This is a genomic window from Pseudoalteromonas sp. T1lg75, assembly GCF_002964705.1.
Taxonomy (GTDB): Bacteria; Pseudomonadota; Gammaproteobacteria; order Enterobacterales; family Alteromonadaceae; genus Pseudoalteromonas.
This window is the reverse complement of the sequence record NZ_PQCD01000015.1, coordinates 315,238-340,398: the sequence shown is the minus strand read 5'-3', so window position 1 is coordinate 340,398 and position 25,161 is coordinate 315,238. Positions and strand designations below refer to the sequence as shown.

Here is a 25,161-nt window from a genome sequence, read left to right as displayed (position 1 = left end):
AAATAAAGGCGTTTTTTACCATGACAAATTATCGATTCGATAATCTCGATAGATCCATACTTGGCGCCCTAATGACCAACGCCCGTACTCCCTATGCGGAATTGGCAAAACAGTGTGGGGTGAGCGCCGGCACCATTCATGTGCGCATCGAAAAAATGCGTCAGGCCGGGGTGATCACCGGTACTCAAGTCAGCGTCGACGCCAAACGTTTGGGCTACGATGTCTGCTGTTTTATCGGCATTAATCTCAATAACGCCCGCGATTACCCGCAAACGCTGGAACGCCTGCGCGAGCTCGAAGAAGTGGTCGAGGCCTATTACACTACGGGCAACTACAGCATTTTTATAAAGGTGATGGCCCGCTCTATCGAGCACCTGCAAGACGTGCTGATCAATAAGATCCAGGCCATTGAGGCGATTCAGTCCACGGAAACCCTGATCTCCTTACAAAACCCCATTAATCGCAGCGTCGCCCCCTAGGGCCCATTGATGCTGCTGGATTGCACTTGCCAGATTAGCGTATAATCCCGTCACTTTTTTATTGCAGTCGAATTGGGCCATGACCAACAAGCGTTACCACCGAGTAAAACAGGTATTAGACAGACGACAAACCGATCTCACCGTGTGTTTAGACGAGGTGCATAAGCACCATAATCTTTCTGCCATTGTGCGCACCGCAGATGCCGTGGGTTGTCATCATGTTCACGCGGTCTGGCCAAGAGAGGAGCGTCGTCTTACCAACAATACCTCCGGCGGAAGTAAAAACTGGGTGGAAACGCATATGCACGATGATATCGACACCGCGGTGGCGAACATTCGCGCGCAAATCCCTGGAGTACAGTTGCTGGCGACCAACTTAAGTGATGACGCCGTCGACTACCGCGATATCGATTACACCTTGCCCACCGCTTTTATTGTCGGTCAGGAGCGCGATGGCATCTCGGATAAAGCCCTGGCCCATGCCGATAAGCACATAGTGATCCCCATGCGCGGCATGGTGCAATCCCTGAATGTATCAGTGGCCGCGGCGCTGATCCTGTATGAAGCGCAGCGTCAACGCGAAGCCAAAAATTGCTACGAGCGCGATATGCTCGACCCCAGCATTAAACACCGCTTGTTGTTTGAAGGCTGCCACCCCATCATAGCCCAGCAATGTAAGGAAAAGGGTCTCGCCTACCCCATGCTGGACGACGAGGGCGAAATCATCGCTGATGACACCTTCTGGAATACTTTACGTTACAAGCGAAAAGGGTAACTACTTGAAAGGCAGCCCCTTGGATCAGTACACTTAGGTCATTACCGATTCAAGGACGTGCCCATTGTCGAGCCTCAATACCTACCCGATCACCGAGCTTAAGGGCGTGGGCCCGAAAATGGCCGAGCGCCTCAATAAGCTCGGCATCAAAACCGTGCAGGATTTGCTGCTGCACCTGCCACTGCGCTATGAAGACAGAACCCGTGTGGTTCCTATCAATGAGCTCTTGCCTCACACTCATGTTTGTATTGTGGCCACGATAGAAAACGCCAGTATCACCTTCGGCCGACGACGCATGTTAATCTGTCAGCTAAACGATGGCACCGGTCGCATCACCCTGCGCTTTTTCAATTTTTCGGCGGCACAAAAGAATGCCATGCAAAGCGGTAAGATCATGCGCTGCTTTGGCGAGGTGCGTCGTGGCAAGGCGGGGCTGGAAATGGCTCACCCGGAATACAGCATTAGCGACAGTGCCCACTCTTTACCCACACAAAGCCACCTCAGCGCCGTTTATCCAACCACAGAGGGGCTTAAACAGTTATCCTTACGCAACCTGGTCGAGCAGGCGTTGCAGGTCTTGGCCCGCGCGCCCATAGAAGAATTACTGCCGGAAAATTACCGCCCCGCTGGCTGGGCCCTGAATGACGCGGTGCGTTATCTCCATGAGCCTCCCATAGACGCGGATATTCAGGCACTGGATCTCGGTTCGCATCCGGCGCAGCAGCGCCTCGCCTTTGAAGAGCTGCTCGCCCATAACCTGAGCTTGCTGGCGTTAAGGCAAAAAGCACAAGCGCACAAGGCCGTCACCCTGGCGCCCTGCCATGCGCTGGAGCAAGCCTTTTTGGCCTCCCTGGGTTTTACTCCTACGGGTGCCCAACAACGGGTGGTCGCCGAGATAAAAACCGATTTGCAGCAGCCCTACCCCATGATGCGCCTGGTCCAAGGCGATGTAGGCTCGGGTAAAACCCTGGTAGCGGCACTCTCCGCCTTATGCGCCATCGCCGCCGGATATCAGGTGGCACTGATGGCCCCGACCGAGATCCTGGCCGAGCAGCATGCCCTCAACTTTGGTCGCTGGTTTAACGAGCTTGGCCTGACGGTTACCCTGCTCGGCGGCAAAACCAAGGGTAAGGCGCGGGAGCAAATTCTCGCAGATATCGCAAGTGGTCAAGCGCAAATGATTATCGGCACCCATGCCCTGTTTCAGGAGCAAGTGCAATTTAACAATCTCGCGCTGATTATTATCGATGAGCAGCACAGGTTTGGTGTGCATCAGCGCCTGGCGCTGCGAGAAAAAGGCAAATTTGGCGACTGTTACCCGCACCAGCTGGTCATGACCGCCACCCCCATCCCGCGTACCCTGGCGATGACCGCCTATGCCGATCTGGAAACCTCCATTATCGACGAATTACCGCCGGGTCGCACACCTGTGACCACGGTAGCTGTGCCCGACAGCCGCCGTGACGATGTTATCGAGCGCGTGCGCCACGCGGTGCAAGAGCATGGCCGCCAGGTGTATTGGGTCTGTACCCTGATTGAAGAGTCCGACGCTTTGCAATGCCAAGCGGCGCAACTCAGTGCCGAAGAGCTGAGCGAGCGCCTGCCGCAATTGCGCATCGGCCTGGTACATGGCCGTTTAAAGGCGGATGAAAAGCAGAATATTATGGCGCGTTTTAAAAATGGCGAGCTGGATGTATTGGTTGCGACCACGGTAATAGAGGTGGGTGTCGATGTGCCCAACGCCAGCCTGATCATTATTGAAAACCCGGAACGCTTAGGCTTGGCCCAGTTACATCAGCTACGAGGTCGGGTCGGCCGAGGTGCCGCCGCATCTCACTGCTTGCTGCTGTATCATGCGCCCCTGTCACACACGGCACAACAGCGCCTAGGGGTGCTGCGTGACAGCAATGACGGTTTTGTGATTGCCGAGCGCGATCTGGAAATCCGCGGTCCCGGCGAGGTGTTGGGCACCAAGCAAACCGGCATGACCGACTTTAAAATTGCCGATTTAGAGCGCGATAAAGCCCTCATTGGGCAATTGCGCCCCTTGGCCAAGCGACTACTGCACGAACACCCGCAAGCCGCCATGGCATTAAGCCAACGTTGGCTAGCCGGCCGTTCCAGCTACGCCCAGGCATAAAAAAGCCCCGGCAACCAAGGTTGTCGGGGCTTATCAATTTTAAGTTCGGCTTAGAACTTGTATTCGATACCTAGGCCTAGGTAATCTTCATCGTTTTCCGACGCATCGTCTTCAAACTTGGTGTAGAAACCGAATAGCTTAGTGTTTTTGTTGAACTTGTAGTCCACACCCGCAGTGATACCATTGCGATCTAGACCATCGAAGTCCATGGTTTGGTACTGAGCTTTAAGCACAGTTTTATCGATTGCGTAAGCCGCGCTTACTAGGAAACCATCTGCGTCTTCACCGCCTTCGGCAGGCTCTTGAGTTTGGTACATGGCACCTAGTTTAAAACCAGCTAGCTTAGTTTGTACCGTAGCACGAACAATGTCATAACCTTTAACGTCACTATCGGCTGCAATAGAGGCAAACAACTTAGTTTCTTTAAGACCTTGGTCGCCGTAAGTAAGCGCTACAGAGTAACCGTCCTCAGCATCCAGGTCATCTTCAGCGATGTAGCTGGCGATTAGCTTAACGCCACCGTAACTGTTTGAAGTATAAGTAACCGAGTTACCTAGACGATTTTCACCTTTAAAGATGTTTTTGATATCGGCTTCAAGGTCGCTGAACAGGTCAACTTTACCCTGAGATTGCTTTAGCGCCGTGTCGTTACGACCAACGACTACCTGACCGAAGTTGCCTTTCAAACCAACATATTGGTTACGAGCAGTAATGTTGTCATCGTCGCCTTTTGAGTCGGCATCAGAAACATCTACCTGAAATTCAAACTTATAAACTACATCCAGGCCATCGCTTAGGTTCTCAGTACCTTTGAAGCCTAGGCGTGACGCATTACTTTTGATTTCAGTGAATGAACCTTCACCTTCGTCAGATGACTGCATGGTTACATTGGCTTTACCATAGATATTTACATCGGCAAGCGCGTTGAATGATAGACCTGATAGTACCGCTACTACTAAAGCAGAAGGAGCAAATCGCATAGTTGTTTCCTCAATTAAAAATCGCAACATGTGTTTCAATGCGTGCAGTCTGCCAGCGGTAAATTACAAAAATATGACAGCTGAAACTTAATGTTCAATAAATCATCACGAGGATGAAACTAAAGCGTCATGCTTTTGTCTTGAATTGCTCTTTTTTAGGTGACTTCTTCGCCCAATAGTTGCAGTTGCAGCTGCAATTTTTCAATGAGATCTTTTTGTTCATTATCTTTATGAAAGGCAATAAAAATATCCCGAGATGTCTGGGGGACACCTTCAACTAAAAACAGTTCACCGGACTCCAAATACTGCTGCGCCTGCACCCTGGGCACAAAGGCACTGCCACCACAGCGAAGGATCAGCTCCAGGGCGATACGCCCGGTACTGGTACGAAAATAGGGGGGCGCCGAGTTGGCAAAGTTACGTGCATGCCACAGTGAGAAGGCCGTGCCCCAATCCACAAACACATATTGGTTATTAAAAAACGTCTCTGCGGTGGCATCCGGGTAACTCGACAGTGGAATAATATCCAAGGTACAAATGGGCTCCACGCAGAGCTCGTCCACCTTAGGCAGGTCGAACAACACCGCCAAATCCAGGGTGCGCTCGAGTAGCAATCGCGTGCTTTCTTGTTGGTTTTTCACCTCAGCCACCAGAGAGATCCCCGGCATGGCCGAGACCACATGGGCAATACCAAATTGCAAAAACGCATCCCAAATATTGGCGGTACCGCTGAGCGCTAGCTGGCGGCGCATATTGTCGGCCAAAGCCACATCCAGCTTAGCCCGCTGCACCCCGGTGACGATCAGTTTGGCGTGTGGCAATAGGCGCTCTCCCGGCGGCGTCAGTTGAATATTATTACGCTGGCGCAAGAACAGGTTAACCCCTAGGCTTTGCTCCAATTGGCGGATGCGAAAGCTCACCGCAGACTGGGTAATGTAGAGGTTTTCCGCGGCCCGGCCAAAATGGCGGGTGCGTGCTACTTCGATAAAGGTTTTAAGTAAATCGATATCCACTCGTTTTTATCCTCACGATAAAAATTTTTTGTTTAATAAAACCAAGCTTCTGTACCATACTCCAGCCGAAATCTCTTGTAAAAAGGAGTCCGCTATGACGGCCAATCAACTTGTCGAGTTACGCAAAGCGTTCCCATGTGATCATAAATTTTATAACGACGAAAAGTTTCCTCGTGGCTTTAGTCGCAGTGGCAACTTCACCTTGCTCGAGTCAGAAATCCTCGAACAGCATGGTCGTTTATTAAAAGCGTTGCAAGAAAAAACCATCGAACCCAGCAACGATACCCAAGCGCATTTCGTCGCGGCTACGACCGGGCTATCCACCCCGATCAACCCGATTGAAAAAGCCTGGATTAAATACCTTCAGCTCACCACCAGCAAAGCAAGGTTCTTTACCTTGTTTGGCCGCAAGCGCAGCTACGATGCGCCTGAGGTGGAAGTTGAAACCGATACGGATGACCTGGATTAACTCCAGGTTTTTTTTGCTCGGTATTTTTGGCTCATGGGCGCCTTAAGCCTTACACCCGCTGTGCGGGTGGGTGCTACAGCGCCCCAGTACCCTTATACGGCTGGGCGACGACGGCTAAAGCGCCATGAGTCATAGCTAAAAATGGCCAGCGCTACCCAGATGCAGGCAAAGGTAACGACGCGTTCCATGTCGAACACTTCGCCATAAAAGAGCACCGCTAACATAAACATCAGACTGGGGCCGATATATTGAAAAAAGCCTATGGTGGTGTATTGCAGGCGTTTAGCGGCGGCGGTAAAGCACAGTAATGGCAAGGTGGTCACCACACCGGCACTGATCAGCAGTAAATTCAAATGCCAGTCGTTACTGGTCATATTCGAACTGGGAGTGGGAGTCATTAAATACCAGTAGCCGATCGCTGCCGGTAACAAGATAAGCGCCTCCAGCAGCAAACCTGGTAAGGATTCCACCGGCATTTTCTTACGGATCAAACCATAAATAGCAAAAGACCCGGCTAGGGCAAACGCCACCACGGGGAAAGAGCCGAAGCTCAGCACCTGGATCAGTACCCCGGTTACCGCCAGGGCTACGGCGAGCAATTGCCAGCGGCGCAGGCGTTCACCTAAAAACGTTACCCCAAGCAGTACATTGAGTAAGGGGTTAATATAGTAACCCAGGCTGGCATCCAGCATATGGTCATTATTCACCGCCCAGATAAACAGCCCCCAGTTAAATCCCAATAACGACGCGCTCAGCAACAACATACTCAGGTATTTGGGCTTAGCTATAATCGCCTGCACCTTATGCCACTGCTTGACTACTGCAACGATCACCACCAAAAACAACACAGACCAAATAATGCGATGCGCTAATATTTCCAGCGCCGGCACAGCCAACAGCTGTTTAAAATAAACCGGGGCAAAACCCCACATAACAAAGGCCAACGCGGCAAAGAGCATGCCTTTTTTTTGTTCGGGATGGGATGACATAGGGGAACCACAGTGACTAAAAGGCGTATTCTACGTTTCCCCCAAGCCCAGGGCTAGCCCTATCCGACTAAATAAGTACCGGTGCCATAAGCGATTTGCACCCCCACCTCATTGTGCAATTCCATCCGACACACACATACCTTGTTACCGGAGCGGATCAACACGGCGCTGGCGCTAAAACGCTCGCCCTTACCCGGACGTAAATAATCGCTGCGCAAGTCTATGGTACCCAGGGTAGCCAAGCGGTTTTTTAAACTGGCGATTGGCTCGCCATCGAGCTTATCCACCACGGATGCCGCCGCAAGCAGACCGCCCACCGTGTCTAACAAGGTGGAGATCACCCCACCATGCAAAATACGCTGATGGGGATTACCTATGAGCTCATCTCGCCATGGCATATGGATGCGTGCCGAGTCACCATCCAGGTGAGTGATCTCTATACCCAGTAACTGGTTAAACGGCATTTGCGAAAAAAGCTGGGCTAATTGTTCATAGGCGAAGGATTTATCCATGGCACTCTCTAGGTCGACCAAACTGGTAAGATGAGTTCATCCTAGCGCGAGTTTAGTTTTTAAGCAAAGTTCTCGCCTTTCATACGGCGACTACAGACAAGGTCGATAAAAGGCTCTAAAATAGCCCGCCATGAGCACTGTATCCGCATTATTCAACGAGCCAACACCCGAGCAAATTCTGCAGCAGGTGTTTGGTTATAGCCAGTTTCGCGACGGTCAACAGCAGGTGATAAACGCCGTGCTGGCGGCCCAGGACGCGCTCGTTTTGATGCCCACCGGCGGCGGCAAATCCCTGTGTTATCAAGTACCGGCCATGTTATTGCCTGGGCTCACCCTAGTGATCTCCCCCTTGATTTCACTGATGCAGGATCAGGTGACTCAGCTCAATACCCAGGGCGTTAAGGCCGCCTTTATTAATAACTCCCTAAGTCGTGAAGAGCAGCAACTGGTGTATCAGCAGCTTCACGAGGGCGAGCTAAAGCTTTTGTATGTAGCACCGGAAAAGGCACTGCAATACGAGTTTCTTGAGCGCCTCAGTTATTTGCGCCTAAGTTTAATCGCCGTCGATGAAGCCCACTGCGTCTCCCATTGGGGGCACGATTTTCGTCCTCACTATTTCCGTTTAAGCGAGCTGAAGCAGCGCTTTGCTCAGGTGCCCATGATGGCGTTAACGGCCACCGCCGACAGCGCCACGCGCGTGGATATCGTCAATCAGCTTGGGCTGACTTCCCCCTATATCCATATAGGCAGTTTTGACCGCCCTAATATTCGCTACACCCTGGAAGAAAAATTCAAGCCCTTTGCTCAGCTGTTGCGTTATCTGCGCACCCAAAGCGGACAAAGTGGCATCATCTATTGCACCAGCCGTAAACGGGTCGATGACCTGGCACAAAAGCTGAGCGAGTCCGGATTTAACGTCGCCGGCTACCACGCGGGCATGAGCAACGAGTCCCGCCATTTCGTCCATAACGCCTTTGCCAAGGACGATATTCAAATCGTGGTCGCCACGGTCGCCTTCGGCATGGGCATCAATAAGCTCAATGTGCGCTTTGTGGTGCATTACGATATTCCGAAGAATATCGAGTCTTACTATCAGGAAACCGGCCGTGCCGGACGCGATGGTCTCGCCGCCGAAGCCATTATGTACTTCGATCCCGCCGATGTGCCCAGGGTTAGACGCTTTTTTGAAGATATCGAAGACGAACAGAGACGCCGGGTTGAAGAGCAGCGCTTTAATGCCATGGCCAGCTTTGCCCAGGCGCAAACCTGCCGCCGGCAAATCCTGCTCAATTACTTTAGCGAATACCAGCGCGAAGCCTGTGGCAACTGCGATATTTGCCTCAACCCGCCGCAGCGCTTCGACGGCACCTTAGTAGCACAGCAGGCGCTGTCCTGTGTCTACCGCGCCGGGCAGAAGTTTGGCTTAGGCTATATTGTTGAATTGCTGCGCGGCGCCAACACCCAGCGCATTCGCGATTTAAATCATCACACCTTGAGTACCTACGGCATTGGTAAGGAACACAGTAGCGAATACTGGCTCAGTATCTTGCGTCAGCTGGTGCACCAGGGCTTGTTGCATCAGGACATCAGTCAGGGCTCGGTATTGTGCCTGACCGAGGCGGCGCGCCCGGTGCTCAAAGGTGAGTATCAATTACAGCTGGCCGAGCCGCGGCTGCAGGCCAAACACGTGTACCAGGATAAATTGGCGCAGTTTAACTATGACAAGAAGCTATTCGCCAAATTGCGTGCCTTGCGTAAACAACTGGCCGATGAAGACGATGTGCCGCCCTATGTGGTCTTTAACGATAAGACGCTGGCGGAAATGGCGCAGTTAATGCCCACCAGTGACACCGAGTTTTTAAAGGTCTCCGGAGTCGGTTTTAGCAAATTAACTAAATATGGTGGCGCCTTTATGACCTTAATTCGCAACTATTTATCGGCGGAGTAGTCCGCTTGTTGCGCGCCCTGACTATGGGGCTGACCATAAAACTTAGCCAGTTTATCTATTTGCTGCTCGCTTAACGAGGTGGCCATGGCCGACATCAGTGCGTGACGGCGCTTACGGGCACGATAATCCAGTAACTGCTGGCGTAAATAAGCAATATTCTGACCCTTCAGGTGCGGCGTTGAGGCATTCCGGGCGATACCATCGAGCCCATGACAACCTTGGCAACGGGCCGCCAAAGGCTCGGCATTAACTTCAAAAGCCAGCAATAAAATCAAGATGAAGTAACTATATTTCATATACATAGAGAGAAAAAAAGTGACCACTCTAAGTCTAGACCGAGATCATCAGGTGATCATCATTAATCCCGACGTAATGCCTGAAGCCGATGAATTCGATTTTTGGGGACGTATTTTCCTGCATCAGGACGAGATTAGCTTAGGTGAATTTTCTCAGGGCGCGGACCGTCATATGCTGCGTTTTCATTATTGCAATTGCCCATTTGAACTGCATTTTGAGCATTATGGCGATAATCTGTGGATCGCCGCGAGCGGCGCCGAGTCCGAGCTGCTTCTTGAAAAATTAACACATTATTTAAGCGCAAGTTGACACTTTGTGCATTAGACTGAAATGACGGGAGATAAAAAATAGTGAGTTAAATGAAGCGGCTGGTAGTGACTTTAGGGATCTTAGTGGCGGCACAAGGACAAGCTCTGGCGCAGTGCAGCGGCGAGCACCTAGAGAATGATACAGACCAGTTGCTATCGCGACAACTCGCCGATAAACAGCCACTCCCCGAAGCCGACGGCACCCGGCAAATAGGCCATATTCACTTTATCCAAAACAATATTTTCAATACCGACCTGCCAAGCGAAGACAATTGGCTGTTTCACCTTGCCAACAAGATGCACATCATGACCGAGCCCCAGGTATTGAAAAACATTCTGCTGTTTGGCGAAGGCGACCCTTATGACCCAGAGTTACTGAAGGAATCAGAGCGCCTGCTGCGCCAACAAGGCTATTTGTATGATGCCCAAATCAGCGCCAGCGAGCGCTGTGAAGAATACATTGATGTGGTGATCACCACCCGTGAACTCTGGACCTTACTGCCGGAGATCAGCTTTAGCCGCAGCGGCGGTGAAAACCGCTCCACCTTCGGCTTTCGCGACGGTAACTTTTTAGGCTGGGGGAAACACCTGTCCTTGGTACGTACCAATGATGATGACCGCAGCGGCTACGAATTTACCTACGCCGATCCCAATGTCTTCGGCAGTCGTTACAAGGGGCGTCTCGAGTATGCCGATAACAGTGATGGCGAGCGTCATTGGCTGGCCCTGAGTTACCCCTTCTACTCTCTCGACACGCCCTATAGTTACGGCTTTGCCAACGGCAGTAATCGCCGCGATGAAAAGCTCTATAACAAGGGTAAAACCATCAGCGAGTTCTCTCAGGATACCAGTATCAGCGAGGTGTTTTTCGGCCTCGCCCGACGCCCGGCGGAGCATTGGACCCAGCGCATCCGCCTGGGCTACCGTTACCAAAACGAGCGTTTTTACGAGCTGCCAGAAACCTATCTGCCCATCGCCACGGAGCGCACCTTGTCTTATCCCTATATCGACATTAGCTGGCTCGAAGACGATTTTGTGAAGGTGCATAATATCGACACCATTAGCCGCACCGAAGACCTTAATCTGGGCTGGCAGATCCATGCGCAATTCGGTTACTCGCCGAGCACCTTAAGCGACGATGCCAGTCGTTATATACTTAAGCTCAATGTCCATCGCAGCCACTATATCAGCCAACGCAGCTTATGGCGTTGGTCGCTCGGCATAGATGGCACTATCCGTGAGCAAGATTTTGAAGCGGAGAACCTCTTTTTCGGCGCTCACGCCGAATACCTGTATAACAGTGACGATGCCCAGTCCTGGTATGTGAAGGGGCAAGTGGACGCCGCCGAGGGGTTGACCGCAGATCAGCAACTTCCTCTGGGTGGTGACACCGGCCTGCGGGGCTACCCCCATCACTACCAGCTTGGCGACAGGCGCGCGCTGTTTAGCATCGAAAAACGCTATTACTGGCAATATAATCTCTGGCAGCTATTCAGGGTCGGCGGCGCCTTGTTTTACGATGCCGGCCAAGCCTGGTTTCATGACAACCAGGAAAACGCCCATTTTCGCCATAACCTTGGCTTCGGCTTACGCCTGGCGCCGAGTCGCGCCAACGCCGGTGCGGTGATCCATCTGGATGTCGCCCGCCCTATCAATCGCAGTGATGATGTCGACCCGCTACAGTGGCTGGTCAGTGTAAAAAAATCTTTCTAATCCCCTTTGTTACGTCAATATTCCATGCTATATAGCAGCTTTTAATGCTTCCTTTATTGGTAGGAAAAAAACGGTGTCGCTACTGGAATTAGTCAGCCAAAACTATAAATGGATTATCACCCTGGGACTGCTGCTGCTGTTCCCTTTGCTAGTGCGTTTACAGCAAAAGATATTTGAAAAAACCATACGCGGGCGCGTCGATCCCCATCGTAAACAGCGGGCACTCTTGCTGCTGAAAATCCTGCTGGCCATAGTGCTGACCTGTATGTTGCTGGTTTTTTGGGCATAGAATTACGGGGCCTGCTGGTGTTAGGTTCAAGCCTCTTTGCCATGCTTGGCGTCGCCCTATTTGCCGGCTGGTCACTGCTGTCTAATCTGACCTCTTTCTTATTGATGTTTGCGCAAAACGATTGCCGCGTAGGCTACTGGGTCAAGGTGATCGATGGCGCCAACTTTGTCGAGGGGCGCATTATTGAAATGGGCTTGATGAATGTGGTGTTGGAGCATGTCGACGGTCACAGGGTGCTCTACCCCAATAACCTGTTTGTTACCCGCCCGGTCATGGTGCTGAACAAGCCGCCACAAAAAGCCAAACCGATACGCAAAATACTCGGACCAAAAAAATAAGCGCCTCAAGGCGCTTATTTTTATTCATTTAATTAATTGTTGAGCTCTGCGGTTTTAAGCTCGTCATCCATGTCACTGATCTCATCGATAAACGTTTCGAGTTGCTGCTCAACGATGGAATTGGCGTGGGCAAAATAGGCCAAATGGAACACCGCATCGCCTTCGTTCACCAGTGGCAGAGTTTGCTGCCCAATCACAATCCCGCTGCGTGGTGCCACTACGGCACACTCGGTATCGCCAAGGGGGCTGTTAATATAGGCCAATACCTGACCCTGACGCACCCGCTCACCCAAAGAGACCTGGGCGCGAATGATGCCATCGGTTTCCGCACGGATCCAACTGGTGGCCGAGGCAATGACCGGCTCGGCCTGCTTGCGCACCCGCTTACCACGCATCATACGTAGCTTACGCATCACGTTTTCCACCCCTTGCACGCCGGCGGCGATGGCTATCGGGTCAAAGCGCAGCGCTTCACCTGCTTCATAGGTGATCACCGGAATACCTCGGGCCGCCGCTTCGGAGCGCAGTGAACCATTGCGCAAAGAGGCATTGATCACCCCGGAGTACCAAAGGCGTTGGCTATCTTCGTGGTTTCATCATTGCTCAAGTCGGCGCGAATTTGCGGCAAATTAGTGCGGTGAATGGCGCCGGTATGCAAATCGATAATATGACTGCAGTGCACCGCCACCTCGTTGAAAAAGGTATTGGCCATGCGCCCGGCCACAGAGCCACGTATTGAGCCGGGGAAGCAACGATTTAAATCGCGTCTATCCGGCAAATAACGGGACTTATGAATAAAGCCAAACACATTCACTACGGGCACCGCGATCAGGGTGCCACGCAGCTTGGCGACATCCACCTTAGCCAGGGTTTGCCGCACTATTTCCACCCCGTTAAGTTCGTCGCCGTGAATGGCAGCGCAAATTAACAGGGTGGGCCCAGGCTCAACGCCATTAACCACCTCAATACTGATGGTTAAGGGCGAGTGGGTGTACAACTTGGCCGCTTCCAGTTCAAAGACGCGGCGCTCTCCGGGAGCTACCTGCTCCCCTAACATGGTAAATGGCGTATTTTTCTTAGCCCTTGCCACGGGTTCTCGTCCTTTTTTCTTTCGCATTCTTTTCAATAAATTGAATGATCATGCTGGCAATGTCCTTGCCGGTCGCCACTTCAATGCCTTCTAAGCCCGGCGACGAGTTCACTTCCATCACCAAGGGACCACGCTCGGATCGTAACAGATCAACGCCGGCCACGTTCAAGCCCATGGCTTTGGCCGCCGCCACTGCGGTTTTACGCTCTTCTGGTGTAATACGAACCAGGCTGGCACTGCCGCCGCGGTGCAGGTTAGAGCGGAATTCACCCTCTTGGGCCTGACGCTTCATTGCCGCAATAACCCGATCGCCGATAACGAAACAACGGATATCGGCACCGCCGGCTTCCTTAATGTATTCCTGCACCATGATGTTGGCTTTCAAACCCATAAAGGCCTCGATCACGCTCTCTGCCGCCTTGCGGGTTTCCGCCAGCACCACACCAATGCCCTGGGTACCCTCAAGCAACTTGATCACCACAGGCGCACCGCCAACCATTTCCAACAGGTCTTTTACATCATCGGGCTTTGACGCAAACCCGGTGACCGGCATGCCCACACCTTTACGCGATAGCAGCTGCAATGAACGCAACTTATCGCGCGAGCGGGTAATGGCGACCGATTCATTGACCGGATACACACCCATCATTTCAAACTGACGTAACACCGAGCAGCCATAAAAGGTAACTGAGGCGCCAATACGCGGGATAATGGCATTAAAACCCTCGAGCTTTTCACCTCGATAATGAATTTCCGGCTCCTGCGAGTTGATGTTCATATAACAACGCAACGCATCCAATACGCGCACCTCATGGCCACGCTTTTCCGCCGCTTCGATCAGGCGACGAGTGGAATAGAGATTTTTGTTGCGCGATAAAATACCAATTTTCATAGTTATCCTTATAACTTTGTTTGGTGTGAGAGCTCAGGGTCAACCACAATGCGGCCCACCATGGCGGTGCGCCCTAGCAGCATCCGAAACTTCATGGTATCGCGGTTCGTCAGTGTCGCCTCCACTGGCCATTGCTGGCCATCAATACTCAACAAGGTTTCAATAACATAACGCATTTCACGATGACCACCGGAGTCGGTGACGGTTCGCTCATCTTTTACTTTAGCTTGGCACTGGATTTCGGTTTCGACATCGTCTTGGTTGGGGTGCACCCAAAAACGAACCCATTTTTCGCCATCCTGCAGATAAGGTTCGACCTTAAACGCGTGAATACAAGAGGTGCGAGCCCCGGTGTCTACCTTGGCTTTGATCTGCTCGATCCCTAACTCAGGTAGCGCTACCCACTCGCGCCAACCAACTAATATTCTGTTTTCCATAATGGCTACCAGCTCAGTGCTCCGACGGGAGCAAGTTGTTAAAAATCCGCTTTATACGGCAATTCACTGTAAAGAACAGTGAATTAATTTACTCGCGTCGATTAATATAATTAATTGATCTTCACGAGGTTGTAGTCAAGGATAGAAGAAAATAATGACAACAAAAAGGGAATTCCCCATGAGTGCATTAATCCATGCTTTAGTGCTCGACGGCCAAGGTGGTGTTAGCAAGGAGCTAACCAATAAGGAACAAATTAGCGCCTGGCAAAGCAGTGACGGGCTTCTATGGCTGCATCTCGATTATTGCTTTGATGAAGCTCAGGACTACCTTGACGGCGTTAACCTCAGTGATTTTGCCTACCAATCACTGCTGGCCGAAGAAACTCGTCCACGCATGGTGTCCGAGGGCCAAGGTACGCTGATGTTTTTGCGTGGGGTGAACCTTAACCCGGCACAAACGCCGGACGACATGGTGTCAATTCGCCTCTATGTGAGCGAACGCCTGATAGTGTCGACCCGTCATCGCCGCCTGCTATCGGTCAGCGCTCTAGCGGATACACTGCGCGCAGGCAAGGGCCCCAAGGATGCATCCTCGCTTATCTGCCAACTGAGCGAAAACCTTACCTCGCGGATGCAAGACGTCATCGATGAACTCGAAGACAAGCTCGATCAATTTGAGGAGCAGGTCGACAGTGCCAAGCCCCATGATCACAATGCGCTCTCTCAGGTGCGCCGACAAACCATAGGCCTCAAACGCTATATCCGCCCACAAAAAGACGCGCTGCGCGGCCTGTTAAGCCAACAGCCAAGCTGGCTCCAAGACGATGATTGCTCGCGCCTTAGCGAGACCATCAACCATTTGGTGCGCTATTTAGAAGAGTTGGATATGAATATAGAGCGTGCACAAATTATTCAACAAGAGGTCTCTAGCCAGGTTTCTGACCAGTTAAATAAACGTATGTATGTGATGTCTGTGGTGGCGGCGCTCTTCTTGCCTTTGGGCTTTTTGACCGGTCTGCTGGGAGTCAATATAGGCGGCATACCGGGCACCGAGTCCGATGCGGCTTTTGCCATTTTCGTCATTGCCCTGGTGGCTCTGACCGCCTTGATTGCCGTTTATTTTAAGCTAAAGAAATGGCTTTGATCTGATCCAGGCGCACACTGCTGTGGTTGCTAAAGTGCAGCCACTCACCCTGGCCACTGATGATCCCCACATCTTCTGCACGGGCAAAAAATTGCTCGCCGCTGTGCAGTGTCACCGCCACCTTATTGTGGCGCATACAAAAAATCTCAATTAGGTCATGCTGCTCGCAGGAAATCGGCGTATAGGTCATCCACTTCCCCTCCTTTAAAACAAATGCACTCTTGTCTTATAGCATAGCGCTAAAAAAAGGGCTCATTGAGCCCCGGGTAATTGCTTTTAGTTCACTAAAAACGATAGGTAATATTGCCGTAGATAAAGCGCCCGTCCAGGCTATAAGGCGCAAACGGCGTATAAGGGAAAATCTGGTTAAAATCAGACTGACCGACATTGTCCACCGTCGCCTGCGGGTATTGATCGAACAGGTTATTGGCGCCTAACGCCAGCTTCCAACTAGCATCAGGATGATAGGCTACTTCCAGATCGGTCAGCCATTTGGCATCCAGGTATTCGTCACGCTCCGGCTGTGAGGAAATGTCCGCCACTTCCCCATAACGGGTCACTCTTAAAGTGGTTTGCCACTGACCCAAATCCCATGTCGCCGCCAGGTTTAATTTGCTATCCGGGGTGCCCTCTTCAAAACGGCCGATTTCACGACGGGCAAACAACTGGTAGCTTTCACCCAATGAATCCAACTGCGCCGGATTGTCTTTAACGGCGGTGATCTCGGTGTCGTTAAAGTTGGCCGCCGCGCTTAAGCGCATATCACCCCAGGTTGCCAAATCAAGCTGGTAGGTAGCGACAATATCCACGCCCTGTGTACGCGAGTCGATGGCATTGGTGAAATAGCGCACGCTCTCAACATTGGTCTCACCGGCCGCCGCAAGAATCGCCGCCACTTCGTCGCCCTCGAGGTTTTCCGACAACACGATGCGATCGTCGATATCGATACGATAAGCATCCAGGGTCAGGCTGAAGGCGCCGCGATTATAGATAAAGCCGGCGGTGATATTGACCGACTCTTCGGCCTCCAGCGGCTTAGCTCCCAAGGCCTGTGCCGCAGCGGTATCGGCGGGGAACAAACCAACTTCAAATGGCTGGTTGTTTTCCAACACGGTAGAGATCTGGCGGTATGAGCTTTGTGCCAAAGAGGGCGCCCGGAAACCGCTGCTGATTGCACCGCGTAGGCTTAGGTTGTCGCTAATGCTATAGCGGCTTGCCAGTTTCGCCGTAAAGGTGCTGCCGAAATCACTGTAGTCTTCCAGGCGACCGGCCAAAACCAGGTTCCAATCCTCGTTGAGATAGGTATCGAATTCCGCAAACAGCGCCATATTGTAGCGACTTTCATCGGTCACACTGGCGGGGCTAAAACCAGGCAATACCTGGGCACCTCCGGCTCCTAACGGAGCGCCGTTGCTATCGACGGCGGTAATATAGGAGGCCTCTTCACCCGGCTCTATTTGGTAGCCCTCACGACGATACTCGACACCGATAGTGAAAAACACATCATCGTTTAAACCTAAATCAAGCACGGTACTGGCATCGGCGTTTAACAACCATTGGTCATACACCAGGGCGCCGTTATCGAACTCCCTCGGGCTATTAATGCCTAGCGAGGTATTCAGACTGTTGCTGACGCCGAAGGCAAAATCATTGCGGCCATAGTTGCTACTGATATCCCAGCTCCAGTCGCCGCTCTCCCCTTCCAGACCAAGGGCCAAGGCATAATCCTGTACGTCAGTATCAATCTGCGGCAAGAAGCCATCGGGATAAAGCGCGAGCACGTTGCGACTGTCTTTGGCACGGCGATAGAAACCGCCGGAATTGCCTTCACGCTCGGAGTAGCTGCCGAAGGCATACAAGCGATAGCCCTGACCCAGCTCATAGCCGCTATTGATAAACAAGGCGACATCTTCCAGTGCCGCCTTACCAAAGCGGTGATTGTAACGCTCTATGGTAAATTCGCGCGGGTCCAGGCTGCCGTCGTCAAGACGGGCATATTGTTCGCGAGGATCAAAACCAGAGCGCAGGGTTGGCTCATGGTCACGATACTCCAGGGCGATATTCACAAAGCCATCATCGCCCAAGGCTAAACCCGTGTTGGCACTGAAGGTGCGGTTGGCACCATCGTTGATCCGGCGGTCATCACCGGTTACAAAAGCCAAGTCGCCATTGTTGTCGGCATAGACACGCTCCAGCTGAGGCGCACCAGCCATTTGCGTATCGTACTCGCCGTAGGTGGCACTGATGCTACCGCCTTCATCGGCGTCCTTTAGCACTATATTGATCACCCCGGCTATGGCATCTGAGCCGTACTGAGCGGCGGCACCGTCGCGCAACACTTCCACGCGCTTAATGGCGGCAACGGGGATCATATTTAAATCCACCGCGGTCGAGCCGCGACCCACTACGCCACCTAGACTTAACAGGGCACCGGCGTGACGACGCTTGCCATTAACCAGTACCAGGGTATGGTCCGGGGCCAAACCGCGCAATACCGCTGGACGGGCGTGATCCGTACCATCCGCCAGGGTGGCACTGGGGTAGTTAAAGCTCGGCACCTGAGAAGCCAACACCTGGCTGATTTCCAACTGGCCGGTGCTGGTCATGTCAGCACTGGTGATCACATCGACGGGCACCGTGCTCTCTCCCAGGCTACGCAGGCTGCGGCGAGTACCGGTCACGGCAATCACTTCCATATCTTGCTCTGCCGCGTTGTCGTTTTGCGCCTTGGTGGCAAGGCTTGGCGCACTGCCCAATGCCGATGCGATAGCCAGACTTAAAGCCAGGTGCTTGGTTGTAATTGTCATGAAAATCCCCCGAATACTGGAACTAGGTGATAAAAAAGGAGGCAATCATACGTAGCCGTTTTGGTAACAGCAAATAGCAAAATAAACTAACTTATTCACCGAAATTAGCACTCAATAACAGGCTGTTTCAGGCGTAAACAAGGTGCTAACCGGTCGCTAAAATCATGCAAGAAAACACAGCTTACCGCCTGTTTTATAGGCATATTCACGATAAGGAGAGGTGAAATAATTTTGCGGATTAATGACAACACAGTCCACTAAGGGTTAACGCCTAGCCGGGGGGGCAAATTTATAAGCACCGAAACAACCAAACAAAAATGAAGCGGGGTGAAGGAATAAAAATATAACTTACTGATTGGCCAGTAATGGCGCTCTCGCTAGGGATCGAACCTAGAACTTGGCCTCCGGAGGGCCACGTGATATCCATTTCACCACGAGAGCAGCGGAGTCGGCAGCATGGGATAGCGCCAACTGCGCCTATAGTAATGGCATCCCTGAGGAAATACCAGCCCTCGCTAATCGGATGGCGATAATTTATGCAGTGACAAAGTAGCCGACTCATCCAGTTTATCGACTGAGATTTCAGACTTAAACAAGGGGAGGCTCCCGCCTGTCTTTTTGCGCGCTGCCCAGTTGTTCAAAGCTCTGGATAAAAAGCGTAGACAACAGCCATTATTGGCATAAAAACAACAGCTTATATATGCAGAGTAAACGCACTTCCAGCATTTTTATGCACCAGATCAGAGCAGCTACAAAAAAACAACAAAATAACCACAATATATTGACTAGAAAAACCTATAAATTGAATTTAAATTCCCTATACTTGCATTTAAATTCAGAAAACCTTTATTTCCGAGTCAAAATGCCCGGCTGGATGGGAAATATAGAAATTAGTTCCTAACATCAAAAGTCCGCCTTTAGAGCAATATCACGCAAAAAAATAGCGAATATTTTTGCACAAAAATGCACGTGACCCGGCAAATAGAGAATAAAAAAGCGCAATGATTGAATATTAATTTCCGTCCCTTTTTTAGGGGGTTGTTTAATTATTGTTAACATGCTTTTTATTGAATGGCAGATTGCATTGCTATATCAAAATCACAGGGTAATACAACATGGGTAAATTTAAGCCAACACTACTGGCTACGGCCATTGCCGGCTGCTTATGTGGCTACGCCAACGCCGAGCAAGCCAATAGCGAAATCAAGCAAGAAAAGGCATTGGAAGTCATTCAAATTACCGCGACTCGTCGCAGCGGTTCGGCGCAAGAGGCGCCGCTCAACATCACCGCCATGGATGCCGACGTGATGAAAGATCAAAATATTGCTCAGCTCGAAGACGTGGCGCGCTGGGTACCAGGCCTGACCATTACCGATCAGGGCGGACGTGAAGGCTCGCCTATCATAGTGCGCGGCTTAAACACCAACTCGTCGGAGCGTGCCTCCGACAGTGGTACCGTGGCCACCTATTTGGGTGAGATCCCCCTTAATATCAATTTACGTCTTACCGACGTGGAGCGCGTCGAGGTGCTGATCGGCCCACAAGGCACCCTGTACGGTGCCGGTACGCTCGGTGGCGCCATTCGTTATATGCTTAAGGCGCCGGTACTGGACATCACAGAAGGGCAAATCAGCGGCGACCTGTTTACCTTGTCACAAAGCGATGGCATGGGCGGCGAAGGGGGTTTTGTATTTAATACCCCTATCATAGAAGACGAACTGGCGGTCCGTGCCAGCGTAAACTACTACCATAATCCAGGATATATGGATTACAATTTCGTGGTGCGCGAGCCAGGTGTATCCCTACCCGACCCGGATTGGAACAATGCCGACGAGGTCAAAGCGAACCTTAAACAGGTCGAAGACGCCAATGATGAAGACATTACCACGGCGCGTCTGTCACTGCGCTGGGCTCCCAATGAAGTGTTCGAGGGCACCCTCAACTACTTCTATCAAAAGCAGGAACACGGCGGCAACTCGATCACCCAATACGGCAGCATCAGCCCGGATAACCCCATTCACGACTTGGTCGGCAAATACGACTCAGCCTACCGTGTTGAAGAGCCCAATGAGCAAGAAGATGAATTGCTTAGCCTGGAGCTAAAAGCCGATTTAGGCTTTGCCGAGCTGGTTTCGGCCTCGGGCTGGTCGAGCTATGAACAAGAAGGTCAGCGCGATCAAACCGATCTGCTTTACGATATCTGGACCGGCTACGCCAACTTCCCGGCCTTTGTCGATTACACCAAGGACACCAGTGAGCAAGACAGCTTTACCCAGGAGCTGCGCCTGGTTTCCAGCCATGATGGGCCCTGGAACTGGATTGTTGGCGCTTACTACAACAAGTTTGAAAGCAAATCGGACGACAGGGAATATGCCCCGGGCTTCGATAACTTCGACTATGGCAGCGACATTCCCAATATCGAACCGGACCTAGAGTACATTGCTATCACCGAGTCAGATACCACGGAAAAAGCCTTGTTTGGTGAGGTGGGCTATGCCTTTACCGATCAGTTCAACATCACCCTGGGCGCACGTTTTTACGAGTATGAAATCGACTCCAAATCCGGTTCGGCCACGCCCTTATTCGATGCCTGGGATGATGTATTCTATGCCTCGCGAGCGGATGTCGACCTGGAACCAAGCAGTGCCGAAGATGACGGCAGCCTGTTTAAGTTCAACGCCAACTACACCTTTGACAATGGTTTGGTCACCTACTTCACCATCAGTGAAGGCTTTCGCATCGGCGGTAGTAATGGCCTGGAGTCGTGCCCCGAGCAGCTGCCAGAACAACAAATTATCTGTGCCCTGCCCAATGAAATGGCCTATAAGCCGGACACCACCACCAACTATGAGCTAGGTATTAAATCAACCTGGTTACGTAACAAACTGCACTTCAATGCCGCGCTCTTTAGCGTTGATTGGGACGATGCACAAATTCAGTCGACCACGGTCAATGGTCAGGAGATCATTACCGCCAACGCTGGCTCGGCCCGCTCCCAAGGCGTTGAGTTATCGACCCGTGCGCTGTTAGGCGATAACTGGACTGTGTATGCCACCTATTCCTATGCCAAGGCTGAACTGACCGAAGATGCCCCTATGCTCTTTGATGTGTATGAGCCGGACCAGGCGTATTACGACGGTGCCGACGGCGACCGCCTGCCTGGCTCGCCAGAGCATCAAGCATCGCTCGGGGTCAGCTACGAAAATGAAGTGTTTGGCGACAAGTTGTTAAACATCAACTATGGCCTGACCGCACAAAGCGATGTCTATACCAAGGTGGGTCTGAAGGCCGACGGCGAAGTGCTGCCGGGCTATGCGCTTAGCAATCTGTCCGCCAAGATCTCCGGAGATATGTGGTCGGCCACCCTGTATGTCGACAACCTGTTCGACAAGTACGCCTTCACCTCGACTCGTCGTGATAAATCCTGGGCGGGTATGGGGCGCTATGCCGACCAAAACCATGAGCTGCCTGAATTGCAACGGGTGTATGGTCACTACATCACCACTCCACGGACCATTGGCATGAAGTTTACCTATAACTTCGAGCTGTAATACACTAAGGGGCAACCAAGGTTGCCCCCTTTTTTTATTGATATGACCGACTCCACATTGCGCCACCACATTCAGCACCTGTTACGCCAGCAACAGCTCACCCAGGCTCATCAGGATCTGGTCACTCGGTTGCAGCAAAATCCTGAAGATCACCTTGCCTGGTCGCTGATGGCCGAGGTCAACGCCCAGGCCGGCGACCTGACCAAGGCGGTTAAACTCCTGGACAAGGCACTGACAATTTCGGCGCAGCCGGAGTATGTCCTTAACCGCGGCAAGTTTTTATACCTGCTTGGGCGCAGCGAAGAGTGCCACCAGACGCTGCAAACCCTAGATCAGGAATCACTCACGGACGCCGGGCAACTGGACACCCTGGCGAACCTCTATAGTCGTCTCGGCGACTATCACAACGCTCATGGCTATCATCTGCGCGCCGCTCAATACGCCCCGGATAACGCCGATATTCTGGTTAACGCCGCCATCAGCCATAACATTATGGCCGCTAACAGCGAAGCCAAAGAACTGTTGCAACGGGCGCTTCAGCTCACCCCCAATCACTATCGCGCCCATTATGCCCTGGCCGAGCAAAGCTCCATGGCCGAAGCGCAGGCGCATATAGAGCAGCTCACCGCCCTATTGGCACAAGAGCAAAATGCCATCGCCCGCCAACACCTGTTCCATGCCCTGGCTTTAGAGCATGAACTACTGGGGGACTATGCCGAGGCCTTTAACGCCTTTGCAAACAGCAAGGAAGCGGTGGCCAAACGTATTCACTTTGATGCCGCCAAGCACAGGGCCTTTTGCCAGCAGTTGATCTCGACACCGCCTCAGCTTATATCGCAACAGGATAATGATGCTGAAGCCGTCTTTGTGGCGGGCATGCCTCGCTCAGGCACCACCTTAGTAGCCCAGTTACTGTGCCAAAGCCCACACTTGGCGTCTTTAGGTGAGTTGCAGGACTTCCCTCAGGGGGTCAAGCGCTTAAGTGGGCAAAGCGGTGCCGCCATTCTGACGCCCGAGGTCATCACTAGAGCAGGCCAGGGAGATGTGGCTACCTTGGCAAAGGAGTACCTCGGTCGTTACAGGGGATTAAAGGGAGACGCCGAGCGCGGCTGCGATAAACTGCCGTTTAACTTTTACTATATCGACTTTATCGTCCATGCCCTGCCCCAAGCGAAAATCGTGCTTATGCTGCGCGCCAAAGAAGACACCTGCATCGCCAACTTTCGCCAGGCCTATCAGGTGCACAGCCCTTTCCATCATTATGCCTTTACGCTTTGGGATATCGCCGCGTTTTATGATGATTATGAGCGCTTAGCGCGGCACTTTGCCGCTAAATATCCGGAGAATGTGATTTTGCAAAGCTATGAAGACCTGGTCAGCGAAGGTGAGCCGGCACTGCGCCGATTATATTCGTTTTGTCAGCTGCCTTGGCAGGACGACTGCTTGCAGTTTTATACCAAGCCCAGCGCCTGTGCCACCGCCAGCAAGTTACAAATTCGCCGCCCACTCAATAAGGCGTCCATTGGCTTTTGGCGCCATTATCAGCGCCAATATGAGGCCTTGGTAGATAAGAGTTAGGCCATGAGCGCATCCAGGCTGAGCTTAGCCTCATCGATACGATGCTGCACCTTATGGCGCACATACCAAAAGTAATTTAGGGCCGCCACCAGCTTTTGCATGGCCTTAAATTTCTGCCAGTTGCCCTGCAGCTTCATCGTGCGAAAGTAATTGCTAAACAAACTCTGCTGTTGACCCGCGGAGAGCTTAAAGCTCAGGGTTAACATGGCTAAATCGAAGTAGCGGTCACCATGCTGGGCATATTCAAAGTCGATGCACTGCCACTGCCCACGGTGGCTAATAATATTCTCTTTGATCAGATCGTTATGGCAAAAGCAATAATCTTCGGCTACAGCCTGCGTCAGTGCTATTACCTCTTGCAGCGCCTGGGCGTAGGGGCGATAGCAGGGATCATTGGCGTAACCGGCAAGCTCGGCATGCAAGTCTAACGCCGTGCCACCGCTTGGCAGACCATGAATTTGCACCAGGCGTAACAGAGCCTGTTCGCCATCGAAATCTCCGGGCATCTGCCCCGGTGCATAAGCGAAAATGGCACAGCGATGGTCGTTATCCACATACACAGGTGCGGGACAAACGCCTTGTTGAGCCAAAGCTCGTTGGGCATCGATGGCGGCAGCGGGGACCGGCTTACCATAAAGCTTCACCAGCAAAGTGCCCTGCTCCGTATCAACGCGATAGTTCTCGTTGCTTACCCCTTGTGGCAAAAAGGTAATTTGGTCAATCACCGCATCGGCTTTAAATGCCGTAACCAAGGCATGGATGCGACCCACCGACTCAGGCATAGGCCGGCACTCCCTGTTCCTTCTGCTGATATTGCTGGCGCCAGCGTAGGTAGCCAGTAATCGCCATAAAGGTATAAAAAACAAATAGCACCACGGTCGGATAATAGCCCTTGGCCAGATACAAATAGATGGAAGCGGCATCGATAACCACCCAATAGAGCCAGTTTTCCAACACCTTTTTCGCAACAAAGTAAGTGGTTAACACCGCAAAGCAGGTGGTTAAACTGTCCAGGTAGGCATAGTCGGCACGAGTGTAATTATCCATCACATAGCCTATGCATACAGCGATAAGCGCGGTCGCAGCAATTAGCCAGACATGCGTCCTCAGGCGATAGCTGACAATGCCCTGACTCTCGCTACGCTCCTTGCCATAGCGCCATGCCCACCAGCCATAAATGGCCATCCCCATATAATAAAAATGCAGCAGGGATTCCATCAGCAAGGCGCCCTGCCAATACATCAGGGTGTAGATCAGCGTACTGAAAAAGGCCGCGGGCCAGCACCATAGACTTTCGCGCATGGCCAACAACAAATAGGCCACGGAAAGCGCTACCGCCGCATATTCCCAGCCGGACATGGCGGCAAAGCCAGATAAGGTACTATTTAAGGCGTCCATAAGGTGTTCCTAAA

General features: G+C 52.0%; 21 protein-coding genes, 1 tRNA gene and 2 pseudogenes. 11 read left to right on the top strand and 13 right to left on the bottom strand.

Going from position 1 to position 25,161, the window contains the following annotated elements:
• Positions 1-20 precede the first annotated feature (20 nt).
• The 3 genes from asnC (at position 21) to recG (ending at position 3,394) form a co-directional block, all read left to right on the top strand.
• Complete coding sequence (gene asnC / locus C2M36_RS04255; protein WP_105187782.1) at positions 21-479, top strand: transcriptional regulator AsnC; 459 nt, start codon at positions 21-23, stop codon at positions 477-479.
• 79 nt (positions 480-558) lie between these two features.
• Positions 559-1,254 carry a tRNA (guanosine(18)-2'-O)-methyltransferase TrmH gene (trmH, locus tag C2M36_RS04250; protein WP_105253828.1) on the top strand — a complete coding sequence of 232 codons (696 nt, stop codon included), beginning with the start codon at positions 559-561 and terminating at the stop codon, positions 1,252-1,254.
• Between the two features lie 64 nt (positions 1,255-1,318).
• Complete coding sequence (recG, locus tag C2M36_RS04245; RefSeq protein WP_105187784.1) at positions 1,319-3,394, top strand: ATP-dependent DNA helicase RecG; 2,076 nt, start codon at positions 1,319-1,321, stop codon at positions 3,392-3,394.
• 50 nt (positions 3,395-3,444) lie between these two features.
• Here the strand turns inward: recG and C2M36_RS04240 are convergent, their stop codons facing one another.
• Entirely contained in the window at positions 3,445-4,374 is a 930-nt protein-coding gene (locus tag C2M36_RS04240) for a porin (RefSeq protein WP_105187785.1), read from the bottom strand.
• A 155-nt stretch (positions 4,375-4,529) separates the two neighbouring features.
• Positions 4,530-5,387 carry a LysR family transcriptional regulator gene (locus C2M36_RS04235; protein WP_105187786.1) on the bottom strand — a complete coding sequence of 286 codons (858 nt, stop codon included), beginning with the start codon at positions 5,385-5,387 and terminating at the stop codon, positions 4,530-4,532.
• Positions 5,388-5,481: 94 nt separating this feature from the next.
• Here C2M36_RS04235 and maoP point away from each other — a divergent pair, with 94 nt between their 5' ends.
• Positions 5,482-5,856 (top strand): DUF413 domain-containing protein, encoded by a 375-nt coding sequence (gene maoP, locus C2M36_RS04230; RefSeq protein ID WP_105253827.1) that lies wholly within the window; start codon positions 5,482-5,484, stop codon positions 5,854-5,856.
• Positions 5,857-5,948: 92 nt separating this feature from the next.
• Here maoP and rarD read toward each other — a convergent pair whose 3' ends face one another.
• Together rarD and C2M36_RS04220 are read right to left on the bottom strand one after the other, a co-directional pair.
• Complete coding sequence (rarD, locus tag C2M36_RS04225) at positions 5,949-6,845, bottom strand: EamA family transporter RarD (RefSeq protein WP_105253826.1); 897 nt, start codon at positions 6,843-6,845, stop codon at positions 5,949-5,951.
• Positions 6,846-6,904: 59 nt separating this feature from the next.
• Positions 6,905-7,357, bottom strand: a complete 453-nt coding sequence (locus C2M36_RS04220; protein ID WP_105253825.1) for a thioesterase family protein — start codon at positions 7,355-7,357, stop codon at positions 6,905-6,907.
• A gap of 130 nt (positions 7,358-7,487) precedes the next feature.
• On the opposite strand from C2M36_RS04220, the gene recQ reads away from it, so the two are divergent.
• Positions 7,488-9,305 carry a DNA helicase RecQ gene (gene recQ, locus C2M36_RS04215; protein WP_105253824.1) on the top strand — a complete coding sequence of 606 codons (1,818 nt, stop codon included), beginning with the start codon at positions 7,488-7,490 and terminating at the stop codon, positions 9,303-9,305.
• On the opposite strand, the gene C2M36_RS04210 is transcribed toward recQ, so the two are convergent.
• Positions 9,287-9,607 (bottom strand): c-type cytochrome, encoded by a 321-nt coding sequence (locus C2M36_RS04210; protein WP_105253823.1) that lies wholly within the window; start codon positions 9,605-9,607, stop codon positions 9,287-9,289. The two genes, recQ and C2M36_RS04210, sit on opposite strands and share 19 nt — an antisense overlap.
• A 13-nt stretch (positions 9,608-9,620) precedes the next feature.
• Here C2M36_RS04210 and C2M36_RS04205 point away from each other — a divergent pair, with 13 nt between their 5' ends.
• The 3 genes and pseudogenes from C2M36_RS04205 to C2M36_RS04195 all read left to right on the top strand — a co-directional run bounded on the left by C2M36_RS04205 (position 9,621) and on the right by C2M36_RS04195 (position 12,250).
• Complete coding sequence (locus C2M36_RS04205) at positions 9,621-9,911, top strand: DUF3630 family protein (protein ID WP_105253822.1); 291 nt, start codon at positions 9,621-9,623, stop codon at positions 9,909-9,911.
• A gap of 50 nt (positions 9,912-9,961) precedes the next feature.
• Positions 9,962-11,623, top strand: coding sequence for a POTRA domain-containing protein (locus C2M36_RS04200; protein ID WP_158678850.1), 1,662 nt, complete (start codon positions 9,962-9,964; stop codon positions 11,621-11,623).
• Positions 11,624-11,696: 73 nt separating this feature from the next.
• Positions 11,697-12,250: pseudogene (locus C2M36_RS04195) on the top strand (mechanosensitive ion channel domain-containing protein).
• Between the two features lie 32 nt (positions 12,251-12,282).
• On the opposite strand, the pseudogene C2M36_RS04190 reads toward C2M36_RS04195, so the two are convergent.
• The 3 genes and pseudogenes from C2M36_RS04190 to C2M36_RS04180 form a co-directional block, all read right to left on the bottom strand.
• A pseudogene (locus C2M36_RS04190) lies at positions 12,283-13,340 on the bottom strand (succinylglutamate desuccinylase/aspartoacylase family protein).
• On the bottom strand, positions 13,327-14,232 hold the full coding sequence (gene rimK, locus C2M36_RS04185; protein ID WP_105253821.1) for a 30S ribosomal protein S6--L-glutamate ligase: 906 nt from the start codon (positions 14,230-14,232) through the stop codon (positions 13,327-13,329). The pseudogene C2M36_RS04190 and the gene rimK overlap by 14 nt, the downstream one beginning before the upstream one ends.
• An 8-nt stretch (positions 14,233-14,240) precedes the next feature.
• Positions 14,241-14,669, bottom strand: coding sequence for an ATP-dependent zinc protease family protein (locus tag C2M36_RS04180; RefSeq protein ID WP_105253820.1), 429 nt, complete (start codon positions 14,667-14,669; stop codon positions 14,241-14,243).
• 178 nt (positions 14,670-14,847) lie between these two features.
• Here C2M36_RS04180 and zntB point away from each other — a divergent pair, with 178 nt between their 5' ends.
• Positions 14,848-15,813 carry a zinc transporter ZntB gene (gene zntB / locus C2M36_RS04175; RefSeq protein ID WP_105253819.1) on the top strand — a complete coding sequence of 322 codons (966 nt, stop codon included), beginning with the start codon at positions 14,848-14,850 and terminating at the stop codon, positions 15,811-15,813.
• Here the strand turns inward: zntB and C2M36_RS04170 are convergent.
• The 3 genes from C2M36_RS04170 to C2M36_RS04160 form a co-directional block, all read right to left on the bottom strand.
• Positions 15,791-16,003, bottom strand: a complete 213-nt coding sequence (locus tag C2M36_RS04170) for a Rho-binding antiterminator (protein ID WP_105253818.1) — start codon at positions 16,001-16,003, stop codon at positions 15,791-15,793. The two genes, zntB and C2M36_RS04170, sit on opposite strands and share 23 nt — an antisense overlap.
• A 94-nt stretch (positions 16,004-16,097) precedes the next feature.
• Positions 16,098-18,620, bottom strand: a complete 2,523-nt coding sequence (locus C2M36_RS04165) for a TonB-dependent receptor plug domain-containing protein (RefSeq protein WP_105253817.1) — start codon at positions 18,618-18,620, stop codon at positions 16,098-16,100.
• A gap of 366 nt (positions 18,621-18,986) precedes the next feature.
• Positions 18,987-19,061 (bottom strand) — tRNA-Arg (locus tag C2M36_RS04160).
• Positions 19,062-19,735: 674 nt separating this feature from the next.
• Between C2M36_RS04160 and C2M36_RS04155 the strand changes: the two genes are divergently transcribed.
• Together C2M36_RS04155 and C2M36_RS04150 are read left to right on the top strand one after the other, a co-directional pair.
• Positions 19,736-22,171, top strand: coding sequence for a TonB-dependent receptor (locus C2M36_RS04155; protein WP_105253816.1), 2,436 nt, complete (start codon positions 19,736-19,738; stop codon positions 22,169-22,171).
• Positions 22,172-22,192: 21 nt separating this feature from the next.
• Positions 22,193-23,749 (top strand): tetratricopeptide repeat-containing sulfotransferase family protein, encoded by a 1,557-nt coding sequence (locus C2M36_RS04150; RefSeq protein ID WP_158678849.1) that lies wholly within the window; start codon positions 22,193-22,195, stop codon positions 23,747-23,749.
• Here C2M36_RS04150 and C2M36_RS04145 read toward each other — a convergent pair.
• Positions 23,746-24,531, bottom strand: coding sequence for a phosphotransferase (locus C2M36_RS04145; RefSeq protein ID WP_105253814.1), 786 nt, complete (start codon positions 24,529-24,531; stop codon positions 23,746-23,748). The two genes, C2M36_RS04150 and C2M36_RS04145, sit on opposite strands and share 4 nt — an antisense overlap.
• Entirely contained in the window at positions 24,524-25,147 is a 624-nt protein-coding gene (pnuC, locus tag C2M36_RS04140; protein ID WP_105253813.1) for a nicotinamide riboside transporter PnuC, read from the bottom strand. The genes C2M36_RS04145 and pnuC overlap by 8 nt, the downstream gene beginning before the upstream one ends.
• Positions 25,148-25,161 lie beyond the last annotated feature (14 nt).

What these genes read in the sequence shown, in the direction of transcription:
- C2M36_RS04180 (WP_105253820.1), bottom strand. Translation starts at nt 14,669, where the DNA reads ATGGAAAACAGAATATTAGTTGGTTGGCGCGAGTGGGTAGCGCTACCT.
- C2M36_RS04210 (WP_105253823.1), bottom strand. Translation starts at nt 9,607, where the DNA reads ATGTATATGAAATATAGTTACTTCATCTTGATTTTATTGCTGGCTTTT.
- asnC (WP_105187782.1), top strand. Translation starts at nt 21, where the DNA reads ATGACAAATTATCGATTCGATAATCTCGATAGATCCATACTTGGCGCC.
- C2M36_RS04165 (WP_105253817.1), bottom strand. Translation starts at nt 18,620, where the DNA reads ATGACAATTACAACCAAGCACCTGGCTTTAAGTCTGGCTATCGCATCG.
- C2M36_RS04220 (WP_105253825.1), bottom strand. Translation starts at nt 7,357, where the DNA reads ATGGATAAATCCTTCGCCTATGAACAATTAGCCCAGCTTTTTTCGCAA.
- C2M36_RS04155 (WP_105253816.1), top strand. Translation starts at nt 19,736, where the DNA reads ATGGGTAAATTTAAGCCAACACTACTGGCTACGGCCATTGCCGGCTGC.
- C2M36_RS04170 (WP_105253818.1), bottom strand. Translation starts at nt 16,003, where the DNA reads ATGACCTATACGCCGATTTCCTGCGAGCAGCATGACCTAATTGAGATT.
- C2M36_RS04200 (WP_158678850.1), top strand. Translation starts at nt 9,962, where the DNA reads ATGAAGCGGCTGGTAGTGACTTTAGGGATCTTAGTGGCGGCACAAGGA.
- rarD (WP_105253826.1), bottom strand. Translation starts at nt 6,845, where the DNA reads ATGTCATCCCATCCCGAACAAAAAAAAGGCATGCTCTTTGCCGCGTTG.
- C2M36_RS04240 (WP_105187785.1), bottom strand. Translation starts at nt 4,374, where the DNA reads ATGCGATTTGCTCCTTCTGCTTTAGTAGTAGCGGTACTATCAGGTCTA.
- trmH (WP_105253828.1), top strand. Translation starts at nt 559, where the DNA reads ATGACCAACAAGCGTTACCACCGAGTAAAACAGGTATTAGACAGACGA.
- maoP (WP_105253827.1), top strand. Translation starts at nt 5,482, where the DNA reads ATGACGGCCAATCAACTTGTCGAGTTACGCAAAGCGTTCCCATGTGAT.
- pnuC (WP_105253813.1), bottom strand. Translation starts at nt 25,147, where the DNA reads ATGGACGCCTTAAATAGTACCTTATCTGGCTTTGCCGCCATGTCCGGC.
- recQ (WP_105253824.1), top strand. Translation starts at nt 7,488, where the DNA reads ATGAGCACTGTATCCGCATTATTCAACGAGCCAACACCCGAGCAAATT.
- C2M36_RS04145 (WP_105253814.1), bottom strand. Translation starts at nt 24,531, where the DNA reads ATGCCTGAGTCGGTGGGTCGCATCCATGCCTTGGTTACGGCATTTAAA.
- rimK (WP_105253821.1), bottom strand. Translation starts at nt 14,232, where the DNA reads ATGAAAATTGGTATTTTATCGCGCAACAAAAATCTCTATTCCACTCGT.
- zntB (WP_105253819.1), top strand. Translation starts at nt 14,848, where the DNA reads ATGAGTGCATTAATCCATGCTTTAGTGCTCGACGGCCAAGGTGGTGTT.